Below are 23,510 nucleotides of genomic sequence, written 5' to 3'. Positions count from 1 at the left end.
TTCGTCATAATGGAGAATAATATGATGCAATAATTGTTTTTGAACATTAATTTATATTAATTCCGTCTCAAATTGAGACAAGAAACGGGTATCATTCTCAGAGAAAAGACGCAAGTCCTTAATTACATATTTCAGATTAGTGATACGTTCGATACCCATACCAAATGCAAAGCCAGCGTATTTTTTACTATCAATACCACAATTGTCAAGAACATTAGGATCCACCATACCACAACCTAAAATCTCTACCCAACCAGAGTATTTACACAAATTACATCCAGCACCTTTACAAATGGTACAAGAAATATCCATTTCTGCTGAAGGCTCCGTAAAAGGGAAATATGAAGGACGGAAACGTACTTTAGTACCTTCCCCGTACATTTCTTGGACAAAATGATATAAGGTTTGTTTCAGATCAGCAAAAGAAACATTTTCGTCTACATACAAACCTTCCACCTGATGAAAGAAACAGTGTGCACGGGCCGAAATAGCCTCATTTCTATAAACACGACCGGGCATAATGGCACGGAATGGAGGTTTGCCAGCTTCCATTAAACGTACCTGAACGGAAGAAGTATGCGTTCTTAAAGTAATATCATTACCTTCCTGTTTCTTGATAAAGAAAGTATCTTGCATATCACGCGCAGGATGCTCGGGAGGGAAATTCAACGCCGAGAAGTTGTGCCAGTCATCTTCGATTTCTGGACCTTCCGAAACAATAAAACCTAATTTCTTGAAAATTTCAACAATTTCTTTACGAACCAGGGAGATTGGATGTCTAGATCCTAGCTGAAATCCCTGCCCCGGTAATGTCAAGTCGCCCTCAAGCTGTTCGGATTTTTGCTTCTCTCCAAGTCCGAATTTTTCTTGTGCTTCCTTAAACGTATTTTCTGCCAACTGCTTAAATTCGTTCAACACTTTACCCAAAGTACGTTTCTCTTCAGGTGTAACGGTTTTGAATTCATCAAAAAGATTCTTCACAATCCCTTTTGAAACCAAAAACCTCAATCTGAAATTTTCTACATCGGCTGAAGAAGTCGGCGAAAACGCCTTAATTTCCTCAGTATACTGCGTAATTCTATCTTGCAACATAATTAGAGCAAACATAGCCAAAATTTCGTCGAAAAAGAAATTTTGGGCATTCGCCGATCATGAACAAAAACATCAATTTAGACAACTAAAAAACGAACTGCAGCCAATTACGCGGTACGAGTAGTCAAAAATGTCCAATAAACAAAAAAGCAGACTCATTTGCCTGCTCTTCTAACTATCATCGATTGATTACCAAAGTCAAGTTTTTACATAACCATAACTTATTACAGATTAAAATGGTAAGGGATTATCCTCTTGATCATTTTCGGTAAAATCAACTTCAACTTCTTTATCTTCCGCTTTTTGTGCTTGCGTATTGGATGTATTGCCCGCACCTGCACCAGTGTTCGGCTCAAAATCTGATTTACGACCTAAAAGTGTAAAAGTTTCTGCAACGACCTCCGTAGCGTATCGTCTAATACCTTCCTTATCCTCATAAGTACGCGTCCTTAATCGGCCTTCAATATAAACTAACTTCCCCTTTGTTAGATATTTCACAGCCACGTCAGCCAGACCTCGCCACATAACAATATTGTGCCATTCGGTTTGCTCCACCCTTTTTCCATCTTTATTATAGGTTTCTGATGTTGCCAATGGAAAACTGGCAACAGAGACATTGCCTTCTAAATAACGAATTTCGGGATCTTTTCCAAGATGTCCCACTAAAATGACTTTGTTAACTCCTGACATAATTTAAAAGCATAAATGGTTAAAAATTTGACCTTTCCAAAAAAGTAAAGATCAACTTGTGTTTAGCTAATTTATCTAAATCTTTTAGAATTACATAATCCCAATTTGATTTTTTTTGAATTAAATCTCCTTTTAACCGCACTTCAAAAAATGTGGCATAAATATTCTGATGGCTTAAAATATGCTTAGTCTGCTGCTGCAAGATGCTCAGGTCAGCATCTTTCCCAAAATAAGACACAAACCACTCATCGTTCAGAATATCAACAATATCCATCGTATGATCTGATTCCAGGAGTGGAAACTCGTACAGATTCTGCCAAACATCACCTTCACCGCGTTTAGACATCAGAAGACGATTGCTATCTTTTAAAATAAAATAATTGAAATATCTATCTCTGCTTCCTTTGCCTTTAAGCTTTACAGGCAATTGATTGACCTCGCCGCGTGTAAAGGCATAGCATGAAAGACGAAAGATGCATTGCTCACAAAGCGGTTGCTTAGGCTTACAATGGATCGCACCAAAATCCATAATAGCCTGATTATATTGGGCGGGATGATTTTGATCCAGATTTTCTTTCGCTATCGCAGCGAAAACCTTTTTCCCTTCCGTTGAATTAATGGGAGTTTCTATTCCATAATAGCGTGCAAGTACACGAAATACGTTTCCGTCTAAAACTGCTTGGGCCTCATTATTAGCAAAAGAAGATATTGCTGCAGCAGTATATTCCCCTACACCAGGAAGGCTTAGTAAGGTCTTATAATCCACTGGAAAAATCCCATTGAATTGATCCCGGACAATTCGAGCCGCTTTATGCATATTCCGCCCCCTGGAGTAATATCCCAAACCTTGCCAGAGGTGAAGAATGTCGTCTTCATCCGCATTTGCAAAATCTACTACGGTATTGAATCGCTCCACAAAACGATAGTAGTACGGCATGCCCTGCTCCACCCGCGTCTGTTGCAGAATAATCTCCGAAAGCCATATTTTATACGCATCATGTGTTTCTCTCCATGGTAAATCTCGCTTATGCTCCTGATACCATGCCTGCAATTCTTCACCAAATATCATAGACACAAAAATGCATAATTTTTGCCTATTCCAAGCATTACCTCATCCCAAGGTTTCTATAACTATATTAATTTATCCACAATAGCGAAGGTTTCTAAAAATGGATAGACACATGGAAGGGAAGACTTGGAGAATTTTTCCTATATTGACGCCAAAGGGAAGTTTATCAAAATATGAAGAGTAATTCGCAGACATTTCACTTGTCGACATTGCACCGTGGAAAATACATGTTTATATTGTTGACTTCAATCCTGCTCATTGGAATAGGCATGTCTAAAGTTCCGGTACAGGAAATCATCAAGATTATTATCGCTCTTTTAATGATCCCTTTTGCCTTATACTTGGCCATTAAGTGTTCGACATTATCGTCGACATGGATTTTGGAAGAAGAAGTACTCCGCATCAGCAATGCCAAGAAAACAGTCGTTTTTCCTTTAAGCAGTATTTCGTATATCCGAAATCTGAAGCGCTCTGGCGGCAACCTAATTATCATCCACCCGGTCAAAGGCCCGGCTTTTCGAACATGGCGCAACAAATTGTTCCAAAAGGAAGATGATCTTCCACTGTTGAGCGAGGCGCTGAGGGCAGCCGATATCGAATATTACGACCTATAAATTCTTTGTTCCTTCAGTAACATTTGTTACAGGCTTTTGCAAAGGCAGTATGTACCTTTGTAACATCACTTAAGAACATTGTTATGTTATTGGAATACATCAAACAACCGTGGCCCTGGTATATTTCAGGTCCTTTAATTGCACTGGTCATGTACCTTCTGCTCAAACAGGGTAAGGATTTTGGCATGTCCAACAATTTACGTACAATGTGCACTGTACTAGGTGCGGGCAAAACTTCATCTTTTTTTAGGTTCGACTGGAAGACACAATCCTGGAATCTTCTGCTGGTACTCGGAACCGTTATCGGAGGTTTTATCGCACATTATTTTCTCGACGACGGCACACCAACACAAATCCATGCGAAAAGTGTGGCAGATCTGAAAGAACTGGGTATTATCGACCATATACAAGGTTACCTCCCCGAATCCATTTTTGTTTTTAACGGATCTCTGTTTCAATTCCTAATTTTAAGTATCGGCGGTATATTAATCGGCTTTGGAACGCGGTATGCTGGCGGCTGCTCTTCTGGACATGCCATTTCAGGGCTCAGCAACTTCCAGATTCCATCGTTGATCGCTGTAATCGGCTTCTTCCTAGGTGGAATAATCATGATCCATTTTTTATTTCCCTTAATCTTTGCATAAAATGAAAGCATTAAAATTCATATTAATAGGCATATTATTTGGCATTATCTTATATAAGTCGGAAGCTGCATCATGGTATAGAATATACGAAATGTTTCAATTTCGCTCCTTTCACATGTATGGTATCATTGGAACAGCGCTAACAACAGCCATTATTATTGTACAGATCATTAAAAGGAAACAAATTAAGGACAGCCACGGAGCGCACATTAACTTTGCAGATAAAGATAAAAGCATTACCCGGTATCTGTTGGGCGGCACAATCTTTGGTTTGGGCTGGGCGCTGACTGGTGCTTGCCCAGGCCCCATGTTTGCTTTGATCGGAGCCGGTTACTGGACGATTGGCATTGTACTATTGTTTGCCTTATTGGGTACATGGATTTACGGTATCTTGCGCAACAAATTGCCCCATTAACCTACAGGTAGTCTACTATTTTGAAAGCCCACGCCATCAAAAATTAAATTTTTAGCAAGAGAAAATGGAATTAATATTTATAGCTGGATTTACATTAGCTGTCGTCGTCGGGCTATCTATGGGCCTAATGGGTAGCGGCGGAAGCATCCTAACACTCCCCATATTTGTCTATATCTTCCATATTGAACCTCAATATGCATTGGACTATTCGCTGTTTTCTATTGGAATATTAGCCTTGGTCGGATCAATTTATCCGTTAAAAAAGAGGGAAATTGACTTGAAAACCACAACTATTTTTCTACTTCCCTCGCTAATTTCAGTCTATTTCACCAAGCGCTATCTTCTCGTTTCTATACCCGAGTCATTCAACATCGGGAGTATGGAGATTTCCAGAAACCATATCATCATGCTATTGTTCGCAATCGTGATATTAATTTCTGCGACTGCGATGGTACGAAGACAAAAACAGGTACAGAACGCAACATTCAAGGGTAGACCTGCACAAATTTTCAACGTTATCCTTGTCGGCTCACTGGTTGGCATTATGACGGGCTTGGTCGGTGCAGGAGGTGGATTCATTATTGTACCAGCCCTAGTATTACTTTTAGGGATTCCACTGAAGCAGGCTATTGCCACTTCTCTGTTCATTATTGGATTAAACGCGTCATTCGGCTTGATCGCGAATTATCATTTCTTACAACATATGAATTGGTTTATATTAGTAACCTTTACATTAATCACATTAATAGGCCTCCAAATTGGTTCCAAATGGAAAGATAAATTAGATGCAGCTAAATTGAAAGGTATTTTTGGATATTTTTTAATTAGCATCGGCACCCTAATCTTTGCTTTCGAATTCATGCAATTTGTAAATCATTAAAATCACACGTTATGTTTTTTCAACACATTTTTGAATCATCTCTTGCTCATTCGAGTTATATCATTGGCTGTCAGGCAAAAGGAGTAGCTATTGTTATTGATCCCAAAAGAGATGTAGATACCTATCTTGAGATTGCACAAAAGAATAATCTGATCATAACGCATATTGCGGAAACACATATCCATGCCGATTACCTATCAGGCACACTGGAATTGGCCGCATTAACAGGTGCCCAACCTTATTTGTCCGATGAAGGTGGGGCGGACTGGCAATACGCATTTCCACATAAAGGATTAAAAGATGGCGATCAATTTCAAGTTGGAAACCTTATTTTCAAGGTTATCCATACTCCCGGACATACACCTGAGAGTATTAGTTTTGTATTGGTCGATACACCGGCAACGATGGAACCTGTTATGATTTTTACTGGTGACTTTGTATTTGTTGGGGACATTGGCCGCCCTGATCTATTGGAAAATGCGGCTGGAATGATCGGAACCAAAGAGATTGGAGCACACCAAATGTACCGTTCGTTGCAATATTTCTTGACTTTACCCGATCATATTCAGGTATGGCCTGCTCATGGCGCCGGATCCGCCTGTGGAAAGGCACTCGGCGCCGTCCCCAGTTCGACCGTTGGTTATGAAAAAATACGGAATTGGGCACTTCAATACCAAAACAATGAAGGAGCTTTTGTAGATGAGCTTTTATCAGGACAACCCGAGCCACCACGCTACTTTGCCATGATGAAAAAACTCAACAAAATAGTGCGGCCGTTACAAACAGAAGTACCTCGATACAACAGGTTAACGAATGATGCCTTTCTTGATTTATACATCCAAGGAACAACAATCATTGATACACGACACAAGTCCGACTTTGCAAAGGGATATCTGCCAGGTAGCGTCAATATTCAAAACAACAAGACTTTTAATACTTGGGCAGGCTGGATACTTAATTACTCCGATCCTTTTATACTCATTGTAGAAGAAAACCAATTGGACGACGTTGCACGTAAACTTATGCGCATCGGATTGGATCACGTTACCGGATATATTACACCGGATGCAATCCCCAGTTTAGACATCGCATTAGCGCATCAACAGCTCATCGGGTTTGAAGAAATGAGGAGCGCTTTGGACAAATCTGACACGCAAATTCTAGACGTGCGCAATGCCAGTGAGTTCGCAGAGGGCCATTTACCGAATGCAACACATCTCTTTGTTGGAACAATTGAGGACAACCTCAGCAAAGTTGACCAAAGTAAACAGCTATATCTCCACTGTCAATCGGGAGACCGGGCAACCATAGCGGCATCGATATTGGCGAAAAATGGTATTAAGGAAGTCAAAATTTATAGCCCTTCTATTAATGAATGGAAATCAAAGGGCGGTATTCTTGTTGCCGACTCATTCGCCCCTTATTCGTAACTGGTTCGGAGTTCCCCCACTGTTCGCCCACCTTGCGCCCACTGTGCGTCCACCTAATAAGTGGGCGCACAGTGGGCGCAAGGTGGAGAAAAGGAGTACGCAAGGCGAACAAGGGGCGAACAAAAGGCGAAGCAGAGCCGAAAGGCACCCGATTAGATTACCTTTCCAACTAGTCTACAAACTATTTCTGTTTATTCGCAAGAACTCAATCACCTCATCCTTCTTTTCTTCCAGCTTGCCTTTCTTTTCCGTAAATTGATGATTATAGATGGTCAAATATTGATGGTCGTCCGTTTCAGATTCATATAATTCAGCGGTAGCAAAAGAGAGATGTTCTTCTTCTTCCGATAGATAGTCGTATACATAGGCAAAATCATGGTTGCCCAACGAGCTGACTACGGTATCTTTATCAGCCACATACTTTAACCTTCCCGGCAAAGCGCGTTTATTCATCCATACTTCGTCTTTTTCAGAAAATGGATAGATAGTGATGCCGCGGAAAGCCATAATGATTGGAGTAATCAAAATAATACCCATTTCAATAGCCCACACGGCCCACAACATACCGCCCGAAACCGGGCTCTTTTTAAGGGTAAACGTACCTACTTCATTTAAACCTTGCATCGCTTCCCAAATAAATGTCGGGTGTAAGAAAAAAGCTTTAAAACCTTCAAGATTGAAAGACGATTTTACCCAGGTATCTCCGCCCATTGTTCCTTCCGCATTGTACATTAATGATACAAACAGAGCCCACTGTGCATAAAAGGCTAAAATGGCGACCAATAATGTGATCAAAATGGCTATCCCCCTATTCCTTAATTTCCATTGTTTGAAACAAAAATTCAGCACATAGAATATTCCAGCACCAAAACCTAAGGTAATAAATACATTAAAGTAAATAATGGGTATAAACCATTGTAAAGCAATGTAAACAATAGCCAATACAATGGCACCCAAAGTACCCAGTATCAGGGAACCAACAATAGCCAATGCAGGAGCCTTTCCAGAGGGCTTATAATATAGATTATCCATAAATAAAAAGTAAAATTGATTTTAACTCAATAAATAAATCCCATAACCAAAACCAAGCCAATTCCACATCCAATGGTGGATTTTCGTCAAGATTTGATGACATTAGCGTCATCAAGCACCTATAAGCGCCATTTATTGAGACAATTTTGTAAGTTTGAGACATGAAAATTAAAATTATATCCTTTTTTACACTTGCATGTGTATTCAATATTTGGGGGGCAGTAGTGAAGGCCCAAAGGAAAGGATTCTGGCAACAGAAAGTTGACTACAAAATGGACGTCAAAGTGGATGAAAAAGCATATCAATACGATGGAAAAATGATCTTGAAGTATAGCAATAATTCAGGTCAGTCCCTAAAAAAGGTCTATTTCCATCTATACTTCAATGCTTTTCAACCAGGATCGATGATGGATTATCGCTTAAAAAACATCAGTGATCCCGACAAGCGCATGGTGGTTAATGTAGGTACGAAAGAAAAACCAATATATCAAAGCCGTATCGGAGAGCTCCAAACCAATCAAATAGGTTATCAAAAAATCAAAAGCTTAACAATGAATGGGGCTCATACCTCATTTAAAATTGATGGGACCATCTTGGAGGTCACTCTACCGTCGGTTATACAAGATGGCGAAACAGCCCGTTTTGACATGGAGTGGACCGCCCAAGTGCCAGAACAAATCCGAAGAACAGGCCGAAATTCTGCCGAAGGAGTAGCACTCTCTATGGCGCAATGGTATCCAAAAATGGCTCAATTTGATGAATTCGGCTGGCATTTAGATGAATATACAGGCCGTGAATTCATTGCTCCCTTTGGTAATTTCGATGTGACCATACGGCTCAACAAAAATTATGTAGTCGGTGCATCAGGTGTTCTTCAGAACCCAGCAGAGGTAAAAGGTTATCAACCGAAGGCAAAGATAAAACTAGACGGCAATAAAGCCACCTGGCATTATAAGGCCCAAAATATCCATGACTTTGTATGGGCCGCGGATCCCAAGTTTGTCGTAGATTCAGCTTCAAGTAAAAACGGAATAAAAGTGTATACCGTATTTTTGCCAACCGACAAAGAAGTGATATCCAATTGGAAAACAGCGATAGGTCTATCCACCGAGTTCTTCGATTTCTGTAGTGCAAAGTTTGGAAAATACCCTTGGCCAACATATACCATCATTCAAGGTGGCGATGGGGGAATGGAGTATGGTACCGCTACGCTGATCACCGGTGGACGCAATCTAAAAAGCCTTGTTGGTGTAATATTCCACGAATCAGCACACTCTTGGTACCAGCAATTATTTGGAATCAACGAAACTGTAGATGAATGGTTTGATGAAGGATTTACCTCCTATGTCGAAGAGCTTGCCATGCAGCATATCTTTGAAAAAAGAGGAGCCATAGCATCTAACCCGCAAATTGCAGCTTACCGTGGTTATTACAAATTAGCGCTTTCTGGTAAAGAAGAACCCATGAGCTTATTGGCCGATTATTATAACACCAATTATGGATACAGCAACGAAGCATACAACAAAGGTGCTGTACTTGCAGAGCAGCTGGGTTATATTATTGGACAGGAAAACTTAGAGAAAACCTTTCTGAAATTTTATGATCTCTGGAAGTTTAAACATCCGACCCCTAATGATTTCAAACGCGTTGCTGAAGAAGTTTCGGGGATCAACCTGAAATGGTATTTCAACCTGTTTATCAATACCACCCGTCAAATCGATTACGCCATTGAAAAAGTAACAGATAAAGAAATTCTTTTGGCTAACAAGTCTAATTTTGCCATGCCACTGGATGTTCTCGTAGAATACACCGATGGAAGCAAGGAACTGTTTTATATCCCTTTGCGTGAAATGCGTGGAGAAAAACCGGAAGAACATTTTGACATTTACAAAGGTGTTAAAAGAACCGTGCTCGAAGACTGGTTCTGGACTAAACCCGATTATACCATTTCGCTATCAAAGACACCAAAAGCAGTAACAATTGATCCTTCACTGCGCTTGGCAGATGTAGAATCGTCAAATAACACCTTTGGCAAATAACGAAACACAGGCTATCGCAGCATAAAGGACAAAAAACAGCTTCCAATCCAAGTATATTCAATACGGTTTGGAAGCTGTTTTTTTATTTGGACACTTTCGTCGCAAATTGGATACCCATTATCGCAAATCCATCTTGCTTGGCTGCCCGTAATGGACATCATAAAATATTCATCCTACGCTAAAGCCAATACATGGATGGCTACTTTTAAGGGCTATCCAGTGAAATACAACACGTATTGAGCCGAAAAGAGCCTATAGGAGAAGAAATCATACGAATAAAGAGCCAAGTTGATTAGGTCTTGGTATATTTGTACCTATGATTTATGTCCATATCCCATTCTGTAAACAGGCTTGCCATTATTGCGATTTCCATTTTAGCACTTCACTTCAGTACAAAAGCGAGATGATCAATGCTATAAAACGGGAAATTGCGCTTAGAGCAGTGTATTTGGAAGACAAAAAGATCGAGTCTATCTATTTTGGCGGCGGCACACCGTCCTTATTGGAAGCGGATGAGATCGCGCGGATCATCGAGACGATCGCGAAGCACTTTGATATTGCAGATCACGCTGAAATTACACTAGAAGCCAATCCAGACGATCTAAATGCCGCCAAAGTAAACAGTCTGCGGAATACAGCAATCAATCGATTCAGCATAGGTATACAGTCATTCTTTGAGGAAGATCTCAAATGGATGAACAGAGCGCATAATCAACAGGAAGCAGTCACATCGATAATGCGCGTGCAAGATGCAGGCTTTGAAAATATTACCTGTGACCTTATTTATGGCTATCCGTTATTGACAACGGAAAAATGGCGTCATAATATGCAACAACTGATTGACTTTGAAATTCCTCATATTTCTTCCTACTCCATGACTGTGGAAAAGAAAACAGCATTAGACCACTTTATAAAAAAAGGGATAACTCCAGCCATAGATTCTGATCAGGCAGCTGATCAGATGAGTCTTCTTATTCATACCTTGAAATCCGCGGGATATGAGCAGTACGAAATTTCCAATTTTGCAAAAAACGGCGTTTATGCTCGTCACAATACAAATTATTGGAAAGGCAAACATTATCTTGGCATCGGCCCTTCAGCTCATTCATTCAATGGAACTTCAAGGTCCTGGAATGTTTCTAATAATGCTAAATATATGACATCCATTAATTTAGACCAACTCCCCCTGGAAATTGAGGAGCTTTCCACGCTTGACCAGATCAATGAAAATATCATGACATCGTTGCGAACCATGTGGGGACTAGATCTAATTGCACTGGAAAGTAAGTTTGGACGATCCGTTAAAGACCGCGTCTTAAAAGAAGCTGAACCATTTATAGCAGCAAAGAATCTTATTTTGGAGCCAAACAACTTACGTTTAACAGATGCGGGCAAATTAATGGCCGATCGTATCATGTCTGGTTTATTTATAATAGAAGATTAGCAAATAAAGATATTATATTTTATAAAATCATTAATAAAAAAAGCGATTTAGCGCTAAAAATTGTGAAAATGGAAATTTAAGACAGTTTTCTATCTACTTTGTCCTATGTTTGTAACATAATCTATTATAAAATTATTATGTCACACAAGCCATCTTTTGACTTAGAGATCAAAAGTTACAGAGAGCAACATAATGCTGCCGTAAACTTAATTCAAATTGTCAGCAACCTGTGGTATAACCACGCCGTAGAGCTCGTATTCTTTCGAAATCGACTCTTTGATGCAAAACCGAGTGCTATCCTAAACCTGATTCAGGAAAGTGCCCTGCTTACCGACGAGCCGGTCGACATTCTTGACACACTGCAAATCGCACAGCTATTGGAAAAATCGCCACTTTCTCCCGCTCGTATTGACCTTGGGAAACTCACTTTACAGGCCAAGAAAAAAACCTTTTCCGCTAATGACCTACACAATTTCATCACTGCGGAGTTACAGGACATGCATCAACAGGAGAAATTGAAGCCACGTGATGTGGTGCTTTATGGCTTTGGTCGTATCGGTCGCTTACTAGCCCGCGAACTTATGCTTAACACCGGTGCGGGACAGCAGCTTCGTCTCCGCGCCATTGTAATTCGCGACGTCAATGATAGCAAATCGATTCTGAAAAGAGCGGCACTATTAAAAACGGATTCCATACACGGTGCATTCGAAGGCGATGTGCAGGCCGATATAGCAAATCCGGCACTCGTCATCAATGGAATTACCGTCCATCTGATCTCCGCAAAACAACCCGAGGATATTGATTACACAGTCTATGGTATAGAAAATGCTTTAATCATCGACAATACAGGGGCTTTTCGCGATGCGCAGGAACTTAGTCGCCACCTGAAATCCAAAGGCGCCGAACAAGTATTATTAACAGCTCCCGGTAAAGGGGTCCCAAATATCGTATATGCGGTCAACGAAAATGATAGCGATTTGCAAAAACATAAGATCTTTTCCGCGGCCTCTTGTACCACTAATGCGATATCTCCCATTTTAGCTGTACTTGAAAATACAATAGGAATAGATAGAGGGCATATTGAAACCATACACTCCTATACCAACGACCAGAATCTTGTCGACAATATGCACAAGAAATCCAGGCGGGGCCGGGCCGCCGCACTCAATATGGTCATCACCGAAACTGGAGCAGGGGATGCCGTTGCAAAAGTGTTGCCTTCGCTAACGGGCAAACTGACTTCAAACGCTATTCGTGTTCCCGTCCCAAATGGGTCTTTGGCGATATTAAATCTTCAAATCAAATCCAAAACTACGGTCAACGAAATCAATGCCCTTTTAAACAAGGCATCGCTGCAGGGTAACCTTGTTGAACAGATTATGTTTTCCAAAAACAATGAACTTGTTTCATCGGATATCATTGGCACCAGTGCCGCTGCCATAGTCGATGCTCCGGCAACAATAGTTTCGGCAGACGGCAAAAACATTGTTCTGTATATCTGGTACGATAATGAATATGGATACTCACATCAGGTAATGCGCTTATCCCGCCATATAACCGGTGTAAGAAGATATACTTACTATTAAACTGTAAAACATAAGCGGTAGCTGTACAGCCGCCGCTTATACTTTAACAAGATTACTTTTAAGGTATTTCATAATAATCGGTGTTGCTCCAGCGTTCTGCAGCACGTATTCACGGGCCAACTTTCCCGCTTCCTGGCGGAAAGCGCAATCTTGAAGAGCAGCAAAAGCTTTATGGAGTTCTTTAACACTTTCAATAGAAAAACCCGCACCATTCTGTACAAGATCCTTCGCCTCCTGAAACTTTTTGAAATTTGGACCAAATAGAACCGGTATGCCATAAGTTGCGGCCTCCAGCGTATTATGTATCCCCACCCCAAATCCACCACCAATATAGGCTATTTGGCCATAACCATACAACGAAGCAAGCATACCAATGTTGTCGATAACCAATACACGAGCATCCGCTATTGTAACAGCATCATAACTAGCCATATTCGAAAAGCGGAGCGCATTTGGCCAAAGAGCGAAAATACTCGCCAAATGTGACTCATGAATCTCGTGCGGAGCCAAGATGAGTTTATAGGCCGGATAATCCGCAAACAATTCTCTTAGCATTTGTTCATCTTGTGGCCAGGTACTTCCAGCCACCAACGTTGGATGTTCACCAACAAATTGGATGACCTCAGGAATCATTTTCTTACTTTTAGGGAGGTCTACTACCCGATCAAATCGGGTATCTCCTGCAAGCCCGGCGTTGCGTATCCCAAATTCTTTTAAAAGACGTACACTTTCTTCATTTTGCACAAAAAAGTAAGTCACATAGCCTAAAATCTTAAGAAAAAAGTTACCATATGTCTGAAAAAAGATCTGATCGGGTCTAAATATTGCTGAGATCAAAAACAAAGGAATGCCCCGTCTATACAGACCCTCAAAGAAATAATACCAATATTCATATTTCGTGAATACGGCGAAGCTTGGGTTGATGAGGTCAAGAAAAAGTCGCGCATTCTGTGCAGTATCATAGGGAAGATAAAACACATAATCGGCCAAAGCCGTATTTTTTCGGATCTCAAAGCCCGAGGGAGAGTAAAATGTTACAATTATTTTATGATCAGAATACGTATTTCTTACAGACTCCAAAACAGGTCTTCCTTGCTCAAATTCTCCCAACGAAGCAAAATGAAACCAGATATGTTTTTGGGTAGAATCAACCGTTTGTTTCATCCTTTGATACCAGTCTTTCCGCCCTGTTACCATGAGCCTGGCCTTACCATGAAAAGGAGCTAAAATACGCAGTAAGAGTCCATAAAGAACGATTCCAATTGAATAAAGCAAACGCATGTTTTTAAAATAATGTTTATCTTAGTCAAAGATATTAAACCCATTTCATTAAAAGGAAGCCATGAGTGGAAAATAAAAATCAAAATTATCCGCGTGCCGAAGCATAGGGAACAATATCTCATATTTTGCCTTACCTGCAAGACAGAAAGACTTTACTTACTATAATCAACAATAATGAACAAAAAAATATTAGTCACAGGAGGAACGGGTTACATCGGTTCGCATACCGTAGTCGAACTACATCAAGCAGGATACATACCTGTCATCATAGACGATCTATCCAATTCAAACATCAAGATTTTGGATCAGATTGAGAAGATTATCGGGGTTAAACCCGAATTTCACCAATTTGACCTGTGTGATACAAACCGTGTGAACGAATTTGTTAAAGAAAATACGGATATATCAGGGATTATCCACTTTGCCGCGTCAAAGGCTGTAGGCGAATCTGTCAAAAAACCTTTAAAATATTACCACAACAATTTTTTCTCATTAATCAATTTGTTAGAAGCTTATCAAAATAAGCCGATTAATTTTGTTTTCTCTTCAAGCTGTACTGTATATGGCGAACCAGATACACTTCCTGTCAATGAAAGTGCACCTGTCAAAAGAGCTACTTCCCCTTATGGTAATACCAAACAAATTGCGGAGGAAATTCTCGAAGAAACAGCTACTGCATACGATAACTATAATATTATTGCATTGCGCTACTTCAATCCCGTTGGAGCACATGAGTCCGCACTGATAGGCGAATTGCCAAACGGTGTGCCCCAGAATTTATTACCATTCATTACACAGACCGCGATCGGTAAAAGAGAAAAACTAACAGTTTTCGGTGACGATTACGACACCATAGATGGCTCGTGCGTAAGGGATTATATCCATGTGGTTGATTTGGCAAAAGCACACGTTGCAGCAATCAACTTATTGGACAAAGGAAATCCGAACGGGAAATATGATGTATTCAATGTGGGTACCGGCAAGGGGTATTCAGTACTCGAAGCCATCAAAGCGTTTGAAAAAGCATCCGGTCAAAAATTGAATTATGAAATTGGCCCACGCCGGGATGGCGATGTCATCAAGGTTTATGGTGATGTGACCAAATCTGCGGAACAACTGCATTGGAAAGCCGAACTGGGAATTGATGAAATGATGGCTTCTGCTTGGGCTTGGGAAAAAAATCTGAAAGAAAATCCACTGGATTAAATAAGACCCCATTGAGCTCTACATTTAATATGACCGTCCAGGGAACTGAGACGGTCATATTTTTGGTCATAGTAAATTGGATTGTTTGGATCCTTTCTCTTTTTGCAGAAAAAACTCCCCGATCCGCAGCTCGTCTTATCCATCTCAAAGCTGAAAAGCAGCCATAATAGAAGCTGGATTAAAATTTACTTCATTGAGTACATTTGACCGATAGCTCCCTTTTTCCAGATAGAGCATGGTAAACCCAACAAATATTGAACTAACGGCAAAATCGCCACATTTAATGATCAAGTTTTTTGCCGGTATCACATTCTCTCTATACCTAATATCGTATTCCCACTCTACCTCTTTTATCTCTGTGGGCTCAAACTCATCAAAATCAAATGAGAAGGCATGAAATTTGAATACCACCGCATTGCATTTGTCAGGAAGGACCAGCGCTCTTTTGATATCAAACTCCGGGAATGATATTTTAAGATCTTTCTTCTTGTTCAGGGAAACTACCGGATCGATAAAAAAATAATCCTGCATGTGACAGTTTTCATTGAACTGAAAATTCACCAATCTATCCAATATGCTGTTGCTCGGTGTGCGGCTTCCCTTTTCGCAATCAAGATTTGTTTTTATTGCCCGGTAGATCTGCCTATTTAGCCGATTGCCCATCTGCCCATCATGAAGCCCTTGATGTATTTCGCCGAAACACATCCGGATCAGTGCGCCAGCACGACTTACATTTCCAAAATCTTTACTAGCTCTTTTGGTATCATCAGTCTGTTTGACACGATGTGGTCTGCTCTGCAGGTAGTTTTTATTGCCAACTTTTCTATTCACCAGCGGACCGACCAGGCCCCTGATAAATCCATTATCATTTATTCCCATACCTAAAGATACCACAGTAAAGCCCTGTTGTCAAGCATCTTGTTGATTTTTAAGGATTTCCAAATTTGAGTAAAATGACAATTGTAAATCTTGTAATTTTGAGGGGACTTTGTTGTGAATAGCGTATGGACAAGTTCGCCCCGTGCTCGCCCTGCTCCCGATTAGTAAAAAACATGCAGGCACAGTGAAAGCAGCTTAAAAGGTGGACTCAAGGTGGACTCACTCTACACTCAAGCTGCTTACAGGGCGAACTTGGCAATAACATGGTCTTAACTTGCTCCCCGTCAGATCCCTCTGTCATCCGAAGGCCGAAACTAGAGTGCCTTAACTACGCTATACTTCATACGCTATACTCTGTACTCCATTTCTTATTTTAATTTCCAGTCTTTTATATCTAATAGCTGCATGGCTACTCTATCGCGCTTATCCTCGGGACAGAAGCGGATCATCCCCTTACACTGGATTATCTCGCTGGCGAGACCAGCGACATGACCTTTGACCGTAGGACAGTGGAAAGGTTTCAGGATATCGAAAAGCTCAGCGAAAGTGAAAAGGATCACGTATTCACCCTGCTCGATGCGTTCCTCGCCAAGAGCAAGATGCAAGCGATACTTAAATAATATAACACGGCTCGATCCGATAAAGATTATGTTAGCTATATTTGAATATTATTCAATAATAACTCATATAACAGAGGTATTTATGGATTTTGGTGACAGATTGGCGTTTGCACGCAAGCAAAAGAAGATGACACAAGGAGAGCTTGGCAAGAAGGTCGGCACTTCGGGCGATATTATAGGTAAATATGAAAGAGGTGAGAACATCCCCTCCATTGACGTAGCCGCAAAGATGGCGGAGGCACTGGATGTGACACTGGACTATCTCGTCAAGGACGGCGAGTACGAGCAGATAGATAACGAGATGCTTAAGCTACTGAAAGAGGTACAGGGTCTTGATGAGGAAAACAGGGCGCATATTTTCGCTACTATTAACGCATTCATAAAAGCAGCAAAGCTGAAGAGCATTGCCGCTTTGTAGATAATAAAAAGCCCAATTCGATGAAGATTGGGCGATGCTATGGAACTAGCTTATACTTTCATTCAGAAGGTACCTCGGGTATCTTTTTCAAAGGAGAGAAATCACCTTTAAATATATCAAGCTGATAAAAATTATCTTTGGTATCCAATATTACTGAGACAATTAAAATCATGCCATCAACATCATGAAACTCCATGTCATTTAGGATACCTCCGGTTCTTCGATTGTCTTCACCTTCCACGACCACCTTTAAACTCCCCATTCCTCCATCATCCATCTCCTCTACATACAAGTTGGGCAAATCATTTATTATTCTCATCCCTTCTGGAGTATCTTTGATTATGTAGGCAATTAGTTTAATTTCCTCAGGTTTCAATTTTCTTTTCATTGTTTTCTTGGTGGTTGAATGGTTCCAATGTTTATTCTCCCATTTGGAAGCTTTGTTCCACTATACTTTATTGTTACCCCGTCAACGGTCACTACTCCTTGTATTCTCGCTCCAACTTTATAAGAAGATATCGAACCAAGGTCTTTTGATATAACAGATTTCACTTTATCAACGTTTAAACCAGCTTCGACTAAATATCTAATAGCATGATTTGTATTGTTTCCAATTTCAGGATACCCAAAATGTGGTTTAGGTTGGAGGACTCCAGTTAATCCATGAGCAAAAGCAGTAAGTCCCATAGCTACGTTAACGGGATTACTCCATTGTGCCTTTACCTCTTGCCAAACAACAGACTGAGAACTCCTATTTCCATATAAATACTCAATCGCGGCAGATTTTACATTCTCAGAACTTAACGAATTAAAGCCAGCCTTATCCAAAGTAGCCCCGCTAATAGTTTGAGTAAAACCAACTTCTCCTCTCCAGTAATTATTCCAACCAAGGGAATTCAGCTTTCCAGGATCATGACTGAAACTTTCTATATTTTTCTTAAATTCTTCAACCCTATTATCTGCAACCTCAATGACGTCGTTACGACCATCATCAGTGTTTATGATAGTTTGCCCTAAAGAATTTACAAATCGGGTATTAACAGAACGCCCGTCAGGATCCGTATTTGAAAGTGGATTGTTAAGAACATAATTATACGGAGAAAAAGATTGATAGTCACTTGCCAACGGATCCACCACATTCCATCTGCCGATTTCAGCATCGTAGAATCTCGCCCCGTAATCCAGCTGACTACCACGACTTTTTCGTAGCTTTTCCGATCCTGTGGCAGCTGCAGACCAGTTTTCTCAAAGAACTTTACCTACCCAAAGATAGCAGTTTGTTTGGTTTGTGCAACTGGTATTTTACGGTTGGTCTGTTCATCTGTTACAGCAAATGTAGCCTCCGAAGTTCAGGCCGGTAAAGGGCTTTCGCGGCATAAATGCTCATTTCACTCCGCTTTATTCCACGTTCCCTTGACAGGCCTACCTTCTCCTGCTCCTGGTGGCCTAACAGAAGATCACCCCGAACCCCTGACGACATTGGGTGCCTACAGGACGGCCTTCCGGCGATGGAATGGGCTTTGGCCTGTGCGATGGATTTCGTGCGGCCCGTTCTGTCGACGGAAGGTTCCCCAGGGGTTTGGGGAGTGGAAGACTCCCCAATAGACAATTGCCATGCTGCCGCAGGCCTGCACACTGCCTGACCGGAGGGAGGTGTGCAAACGAGCGATCGCCGTGCGGCTATTTAATATAATGGCATTATAGCTGCCTTTAGGCCTATAATGACCCATTATGTTACTTAGCTTTGGGCATCGGGGCGGTGGAACAAGGGATTAAAGACGGCTCTTTGCTGCCGTGAAAGTGGTTTAGCACGAGAATGGCAACAATGTGCCGACGGGTCGGGATGTGAAGGGTTTCCGCCGCCACGCTGCAGAAGGGCCAGCCGTGCGGTGGGATCAAAGGAAGACAAAGAAGCTCTCGCAGGGCGATCTGGGCAAGAAAGTGGGAACTTCGGGAGATATCATCGGCCGCTACGAACGTGACGAGGTGACGCCTTCCGTGGAAGTGGCTTCCAAACTGGCCGATGTGCTCGATGTATCGCTGGATTACCTTTCGGGAAAGACCGATACCGAACTTGACTCGGCAACCCTCGGTAGGATCATGGAGATATCAGTTATGCCGGAAGACGACAAGAAACAGGTGTTCCTTGTACTTGATGCACTCATCAGGGATTAAAAGGCTAGAAAAGCCTATGCGCAATAAACAGCACAGCCCAATCCGATGAAAGATTGGGCTGTGTTATTTACAGTAGCGTAACTATAATGCCTCCCACCGTTTTTTGTCACAACGATAGATATATTGATAAATCGAGCTCTCGTTGCCCGTTACAATAATATCCCTTTTTCTTTTTGAGAATGTCCCGTCCACTATTGCAATTTTTAACACATTATCGTTTAAAACAACAGAAGATACTCTAAAAGTTCTTATACCTTTCCTTAGCTCAGATTTCCGATATTTTGATTCATCAAAAAAAGAGATCTTATAGCCATCTATAGATACAAAAGAATAGTCGCTAGGAAAGTTATCCTTCAAAAAGACAATTTTATCCAAGTAGCCTCTGATCAACACCCCTTCTTTGACAAGCTGTTCTTTGGAGGAGATATGCTTTTCAATACTTAAAGAAAGCAAAGTTGTCAATTCGTTCGTGACCTGAGCACGACAAAACATATTACAAAACACAAAGGCGATTATGATAACGGCTTGTTTCATCTTATTCTATTTTTTAGGGGTTACAAAGCTAGCTTGAGGAATCGTGACAACAACTCCCGACCTGTTATATATATAAACCGTACTGTTTCCGCGAGAAAACACATATTCATTTCCTCCTGCTCCTTTTACATCATGACCCGAAGGCGCTCTTCCCCATTGATAGGTTGTAGTGCTTCCTCCTATCGTTGAAGAACCAGGTCCTTCGACCATCTGACCGCTCGGGTGACTATGAAACGTTATATCGCCAGCCCGTACACTCGGATGAGTGACCGAAGCGCTTAGGTCTGTTTTAGGATTACCAACAGGTCCCATTGGAGATTCTATAATTTTTCCATCCCTAATGACACCTCCATACTCTCTATTATTAGCCGCAGATGTTCCTCCCTTACCACTATCCTTACTTACTATATCCACCATTCCTTGACGAACACTGCCGTCTCCAATAATTTCCACACTATTATCGTAAGCCATAGAGTTGCTTTTAAACGCCTCAGTATTACCAGAGTTTTTCTTAATAAAATCAACAGTCGCTTTTGAGTCAGATTTTGAAATCCCCGCAGATGGAACCTTACTATCAAAATCAGTCTGAGTCGTTTTTACAACATAAATCTTACCATCATCTATACCATCATTACCGACATATTGACCTTTCTCATTTAAAAAATCACCAGGATACATCCCATCAGGATCAATAAATCGTATTGGATTGTTGAATGCATAATTATATGGCGAGTGCCTACGCATTTGTTCGGCCATTGGGTCTATAACATTCCATCTACCGATCTCCGCATCGTAGAACCTTGCCCCGTAATCGTACTGATCTCCAAGCTCACCCTGGATCTCCTTGCCATTATAAAGATACTGATTATTTCCGCCTGCCACAACCTTACGCTTTCCAAATGGGTAATAATTATCACGCTGCGCTACATCAACTGCCGTAGGGCTGCTGCCACGTTTAAGCGTAGCACGGACATTCCCCAGATGATCTGTCAGGTTATAATGATATACATAATTCGCACCATTTTTCTGAGCGTAACCTTCCGAATTATGGATAATATCAATAGCACCATTATTGTATTCGATTTCACCCACGTAATCTCTGACCGTAGTGATTATATTCGGTGCAGTGCCGATCTTCGACAGCTTCTGCAGCTTGGTACCCATAGCATCATACAAAAATGCCACATCCACCCCGGCTTTTTTGGCCGTTTGTGGTAGATTCAGGTAATTGTACGTGATCGACATACCCATACGGTCTGTTTTCGCATTACCGTTAGCATCATAGGTATAGCTTCCTGTTAAGCCACCACTCAGGCTCATCAGTTTATTGCCTGTATAGGTATAGGTCGTCGCGGTCAAGGCATCTCGTTTCAAGGTCTTGATATTGCCCATACCAAGATCATCATAAGTAATTACCTCGGCTATGCTCGCCGTCCCAGTCTGACCATTTGTGCCACTGGTCAACCTGTTCAATTTATCATATTGATAGCTAAAGGTATTTGGCAGTGTCACATCGTCTCCCCACAACTGCTGGCTGATATTGCCGTTCCACTGTGGGTTTGTACCGTCCTGGTATTTCAGTTGCTGGCTGAATTTGGGAGAAGTACTTTTACTGAGCCAGCCACGCTCATTGTAGCTATACGTAGTGGTGTTCACAAAGGAAGTCTCCGTGCCCGACTTACCCACCGATTTACTTTTCAGCTGGCCGATCTCATTGTAGCTATTCGATGCCAGGATAACCTCCGCCTGAGATCCGATTTTTTCCTTTGTTGAAACCAGCCTGCCCACATGGTCATACTCATTCGTTGTAATGATAGTTGTTCCAATCCCTGTTGCCGGCGTATGTACCCGGGTACTGGTCAGCAGTTCCCCAGGAAAATTATAGGTATTGGTCACATAATCAGTTCCATCAAGATGGTTCTTTGAGGCAGTCTGGATCAACCTCCCATAATCATCGTAATAATTTACTGTCAGCAGAGGAGCTGTGCCGTCTTCTTTATAAACAAGCACGCCTGTCAGTAGCGATTTGGTCTTGGTACTCGCCGCGATATTCTTCGATGGCAGCTGCCCAGCATTCTCAAAACTGTAGTCATCATAATAGTTCACTGTACGGGCCGTAAAGTTCTCCCGAGGATAAGAAACATTGCTATAGCTAGCCTGCCCTGCTAAGCGCGTCTCCCAAAGTGCTGTTTCGTTGTTGATATAATCCTGCTCCACCTGCCTCGGATTACTGCCCTGATGGATACCAGTCACCACTACACGCCCAAAAGCATCGTATTTGGTCACGCGCCATTTGTTGGTTTGGCGAAGCTCGGCGTCCTGTTCTTGCAGCAGCTGGTCATTTTTGTTATAAACAAGGTGATCCCATCCCCTTCCAGGAATCTTTTTCTCGATCATACGACGGCGCCCGTCGTATTTATAGGCATAGACATAATTGTCGAAATTTGTAAATGTTGGTTCTGTGGAAAGCTCGCTAAAACTTGTCCCCGTCACTGCCGGCGGGATCACATAACGCAGATCCCCAAAATCATCGTAAACATAATACGTACTCAGCGCTTTGCTTTCGCTCTCCCATACCCGCTTGAGCACCACCCGACCTTCAAAATCTTTATATTCATCCACCGATCCGCTACGGGATGTTGTATTGACCGAATTCTCGTCCCTCACAGTCGTACGGTAAAGCTTACCGGCAGAATAGTTCGTCGTACCACTGGCACCACTTGCCGTTACCGTCCAAAGTTTAACAACATCAAGCCCTGTGGAAGTATTTGTGCCATAGCTGGTTTTTACCGTATGCCCCGTACCTGGCGCTGGCAAGGGCTGCCAGGCTGCACCCGGCGCCCCCTGTTCCAGCACACGGTTCAGCGGACTGTTCTCAAAAACCGTGACCGCATAGGGGTTGCCTGTCTTTACAACCGCAGCATCCCAGCCTACCCCGTCTTTATAAAAGTCCAACTGTGTCGTTTTTGCTCCCGTCCGGAAACTACCGTTGCCTGACTTCTCGCCATAGGGAAGATATTTTGTCGATTCACGCCCAAACCCGTCATACTCGATATGTTGTACAATGTCTTTATACGTCGGGCTGGCCATCAGCTGGACGGTCTGGCTCGGACGACCAAGTCCGTCAAAATACTGGATGCTCTGGTTTTCCTGACCGATCGTGCGCTGGCTCCCAAGTTGCACCAGTTTAACCGTATCCCGAAAAGTCCGTGTCAGGATATAATTCTGCCCCGCTGTAGGCGTGCTCACAATATTCTGAAAGCCTGTTATACTGATCGTAACAGTTTTGCCCGCCGCGGGGGCAGGAATATAAAAGCCATTGGTAAGCGTGATGCTCCTGAGGGCCTTGATATTGGTCTGGTTACTATAGGAACTCAACGAGGTATCCTGTGGCAGACGCTGTCCATATACCGCCCCAAAACCGAATAAGGATAGCAATATTAAAAAGTTCTTCTTCATAAT

General features: G+C 41.8%; 22 protein-coding genes. 12 read left to right on the top strand and 10 right to left on the bottom strand.

Annotated elements, in window-relative coordinates; genetic code table 11:
- Positions 1-51: 51 nt before the first annotated feature.
- From pheS to mutY, 3 genes are all read right to left on the bottom strand, one after another.
- Positions 52-1,092 carry a phenylalanine--tRNA ligase subunit alpha gene (pheS, locus tag J2X77_RS12890; protein WP_209577559.1) on the bottom strand — a complete coding sequence of 347 codons (1,041 nt, stop codon included), beginning with the start codon at positions 1,090-1,092 and terminating at the stop codon, positions 52-54.
- Between the two features lie 231 nt (positions 1,093-1,323).
- Complete coding sequence (locus J2X77_RS12885) at positions 1,324-1,782, bottom strand: single-stranded DNA-binding protein (protein WP_209577558.1); 459 nt, start codon at positions 1,780-1,782, stop codon at positions 1,324-1,326.
- 19 nt (positions 1,783-1,801) lie between these two features.
- Positions 1,802-2,851, bottom strand: a complete 1,050-nt coding sequence (gene mutY, locus J2X77_RS12880) for an A/G-specific adenine glycosylase (protein ID WP_209577819.1) — start codon at positions 2,849-2,851, stop codon at positions 1,802-1,804.
- A 173-nt stretch (positions 2,852-3,024) separates the two neighbouring features.
- On the opposite strand from mutY, the gene J2X77_RS12875 reads away from it, so the two are divergent.
- The 5 genes from J2X77_RS12875 to J2X77_RS12855 all read left to right on the top strand — a co-directional run bounded on the left by J2X77_RS12875 (position 3,025) and on the right by J2X77_RS12855 (position 6,834).
- Positions 3,025-3,465, top strand: a complete 441-nt coding sequence (locus tag J2X77_RS12875; RefSeq protein WP_209577551.1) for a hypothetical protein — start codon at positions 3,025-3,027, stop codon at positions 3,463-3,465.
- Positions 3,466-3,548: 83 nt separating this feature from the next.
- Complete coding sequence (locus J2X77_RS12870) at positions 3,549-4,109, top strand: YeeE/YedE family protein (RefSeq protein WP_209577549.1); 561 nt, start codon at positions 3,549-3,551, stop codon at positions 4,107-4,109.
- 1 nt (position 4,110) lies between these two features.
- Positions 4,111-4,524 (top strand): DUF6691 family protein, encoded by a 414-nt coding sequence (locus J2X77_RS12865; RefSeq protein WP_209577547.1) that lies wholly within the window; start codon positions 4,111-4,113, stop codon positions 4,522-4,524.
- A 64-nt stretch (positions 4,525-4,588) separates the two neighbouring features.
- Entirely contained in the window at positions 4,589-5,404 is an 816-nt protein-coding gene (locus tag J2X77_RS12860) for a sulfite exporter TauE/SafE family protein (RefSeq protein ID WP_209577546.1), read from the top strand.
- Positions 5,405-5,415: 11 nt separating this feature from the next.
- Positions 5,416-6,834, top strand: coding sequence for a rhodanese-like domain-containing protein (locus J2X77_RS12855; protein ID WP_209577545.1), 1,419 nt, complete (start codon positions 5,416-5,418; stop codon positions 6,832-6,834).
- 174 nt (positions 6,835-7,008) lie between these two features.
- Here J2X77_RS12855 and J2X77_RS12850 read toward each other — a convergent pair whose 3' ends face one another.
- Positions 7,009-7,866, bottom strand: coding sequence for a hypothetical protein (locus J2X77_RS12850; protein ID WP_310081039.1), 858 nt, complete (start codon positions 7,864-7,866; stop codon positions 7,009-7,011).
- Positions 7,867-8,027: 161 nt separating this feature from the next.
- Here J2X77_RS12850 and J2X77_RS12845 point away from each other — a divergent pair, with 161 nt between their 5' ends.
- The 3 genes from J2X77_RS12845 to J2X77_RS12835 all read left to right on the top strand — a co-directional run bounded on the left by J2X77_RS12845 (position 8,028) and on the right by J2X77_RS12835 (position 12,935).
- The gene (locus tag J2X77_RS12845) at positions 8,028-9,905 is read left to right on the top strand and encodes a M1 family metallopeptidase (RefSeq protein ID WP_310081037.1); all 1,878 of its coding nucleotides are present in this window, start codon (positions 8,028-8,030) and stop codon (positions 9,903-9,905) included.
- A gap of 316 nt (positions 9,906-10,221) precedes the next feature.
- Positions 10,222-11,349 carry a radical SAM family heme chaperone HemW gene (hemW, locus tag J2X77_RS12840; RefSeq protein WP_310081035.1) on the top strand — a complete coding sequence of 376 codons (1,128 nt, stop codon included), beginning with the start codon at positions 10,222-10,224 and terminating at the stop codon, positions 11,347-11,349.
- A 137-nt stretch (positions 11,350-11,486) separates the two neighbouring features.
- Positions 11,487-12,935: a glyceraldehyde-3-phosphate dehydrogenase gene (locus J2X77_RS12835; protein ID WP_310081033.1), complete on the top strand. Its 1,449-nt coding sequence runs from the start codon at positions 11,487-11,489 to the stop codon at positions 12,933-12,935.
- 36 nt (positions 12,936-12,971) lie between these two features.
- Here the strand turns inward: J2X77_RS12835 and J2X77_RS12830 are convergent, their stop codons facing one another.
- Positions 12,972-14,216 (bottom strand): glycosyltransferase N-terminal domain-containing protein, encoded by a 1,245-nt coding sequence (locus tag J2X77_RS12830; RefSeq protein WP_209577536.1) that lies wholly within the window; start codon positions 14,214-14,216, stop codon positions 12,972-12,974.
- A 174-nt stretch (positions 14,217-14,390) separates the two neighbouring features.
- Here J2X77_RS12830 and galE point away from each other — a divergent pair, with 174 nt between their 5' ends.
- Positions 14,391-15,422, top strand: coding sequence for a UDP-glucose 4-epimerase GalE (gene galE / locus J2X77_RS12825; RefSeq protein ID WP_209577534.1), 1,032 nt, complete (start codon positions 14,391-14,393; stop codon positions 15,420-15,422).
- A gap of 144 nt (positions 15,423-15,566) precedes the next feature.
- On the opposite strand, the gene J2X77_RS12820 is transcribed toward galE, so the two are convergent.
- Positions 15,567-16,301: a hypothetical protein gene (locus J2X77_RS12820; RefSeq protein ID WP_209577532.1), complete on the bottom strand. Its 735-nt coding sequence runs from the start codon at positions 16,299-16,301 to the stop codon at positions 15,567-15,569.
- Positions 16,302-16,949: 648 nt separating this feature from the next.
- Between J2X77_RS12820 and J2X77_RS12815 the strand changes: the two genes are divergently transcribed.
- Positions 16,950-17,339, top strand: coding sequence for a helix-turn-helix domain-containing protein (locus J2X77_RS12815; RefSeq protein ID WP_209577530.1), 390 nt, complete (start codon positions 16,950-16,952; stop codon positions 17,337-17,339).
- 58 nt (positions 17,340-17,397) lie between these two features.
- Here J2X77_RS12815 and J2X77_RS12810 read toward each other — a convergent pair whose 3' ends face one another.
- Complete coding sequence (locus J2X77_RS12810; protein ID WP_209577528.1) at positions 17,398-17,727, bottom strand: DUF6984 family protein; 330 nt, start codon at positions 17,725-17,727, stop codon at positions 17,398-17,400.
- Entirely contained in the window at positions 17,724-18,524 is an 801-nt protein-coding gene (locus J2X77_RS12805; protein ID WP_209577818.1) for an RHS repeat-associated core domain-containing protein, read from the bottom strand. The genes J2X77_RS12810 and J2X77_RS12805 overlap by 4 nt, the downstream gene beginning before the upstream one ends.
- A gap of 96 nt (positions 18,525-18,620) precedes the next feature.
- On the opposite strand from J2X77_RS12805, the gene J2X77_RS12800 reads away from it, so the two are divergent.
- Together J2X77_RS12800 and J2X77_RS12795 are read left to right on the top strand one after the other, a co-directional pair.
- Positions 18,621-18,944, top strand: a complete 324-nt coding sequence (locus tag J2X77_RS12800; RefSeq protein ID WP_209577526.1) for a hypothetical protein — start codon at positions 18,621-18,623, stop codon at positions 18,942-18,944.
- A gap of 222 nt (positions 18,945-19,166) precedes the next feature.
- Positions 19,167-19,514: a helix-turn-helix transcriptional regulator gene (locus J2X77_RS12795; RefSeq protein WP_310081029.1), complete on the top strand. Its 348-nt coding sequence runs from the start codon at positions 19,167-19,169 to the stop codon at positions 19,512-19,514.
- 81 nt (positions 19,515-19,595) lie between these two features.
- On the opposite strand, the gene J2X77_RS12790 is transcribed toward J2X77_RS12795, so the two are convergent.
- Both J2X77_RS12790 and J2X77_RS12785 read right to left on the bottom strand, forming a co-directional pair.
- The gene (locus J2X77_RS12790; RefSeq protein ID WP_209577522.1) at positions 19,596-20,048 is read right to left on the bottom strand and encodes a hypothetical protein; all 453 of its coding nucleotides are present in this window, start codon (positions 20,046-20,048) and stop codon (positions 19,596-19,598) included.
- Positions 20,049-20,054: 6 nt separating this feature from the next.
- Entirely contained in the window at positions 20,055-23,507 is a 3,453-nt protein-coding gene (locus J2X77_RS12785) for a DUF6443 domain-containing protein (protein WP_209577520.1), read from the bottom strand.
- Between the last annotated feature and the right edge of the window lie 3 nt (positions 23,508-23,510).

This window comes from Sphingobacterium sp. 2149, from assembly GCF_031455655.1.
GTDB lineage: Bacteria > Bacteroidota > Bacteroidia > Sphingobacteriales > Sphingobacteriaceae > Sphingobacterium.
Note: the sequence above shows the minus strand (reverse complement) of the source record. Positions and strands in the feature narration are given on the sequence as shown.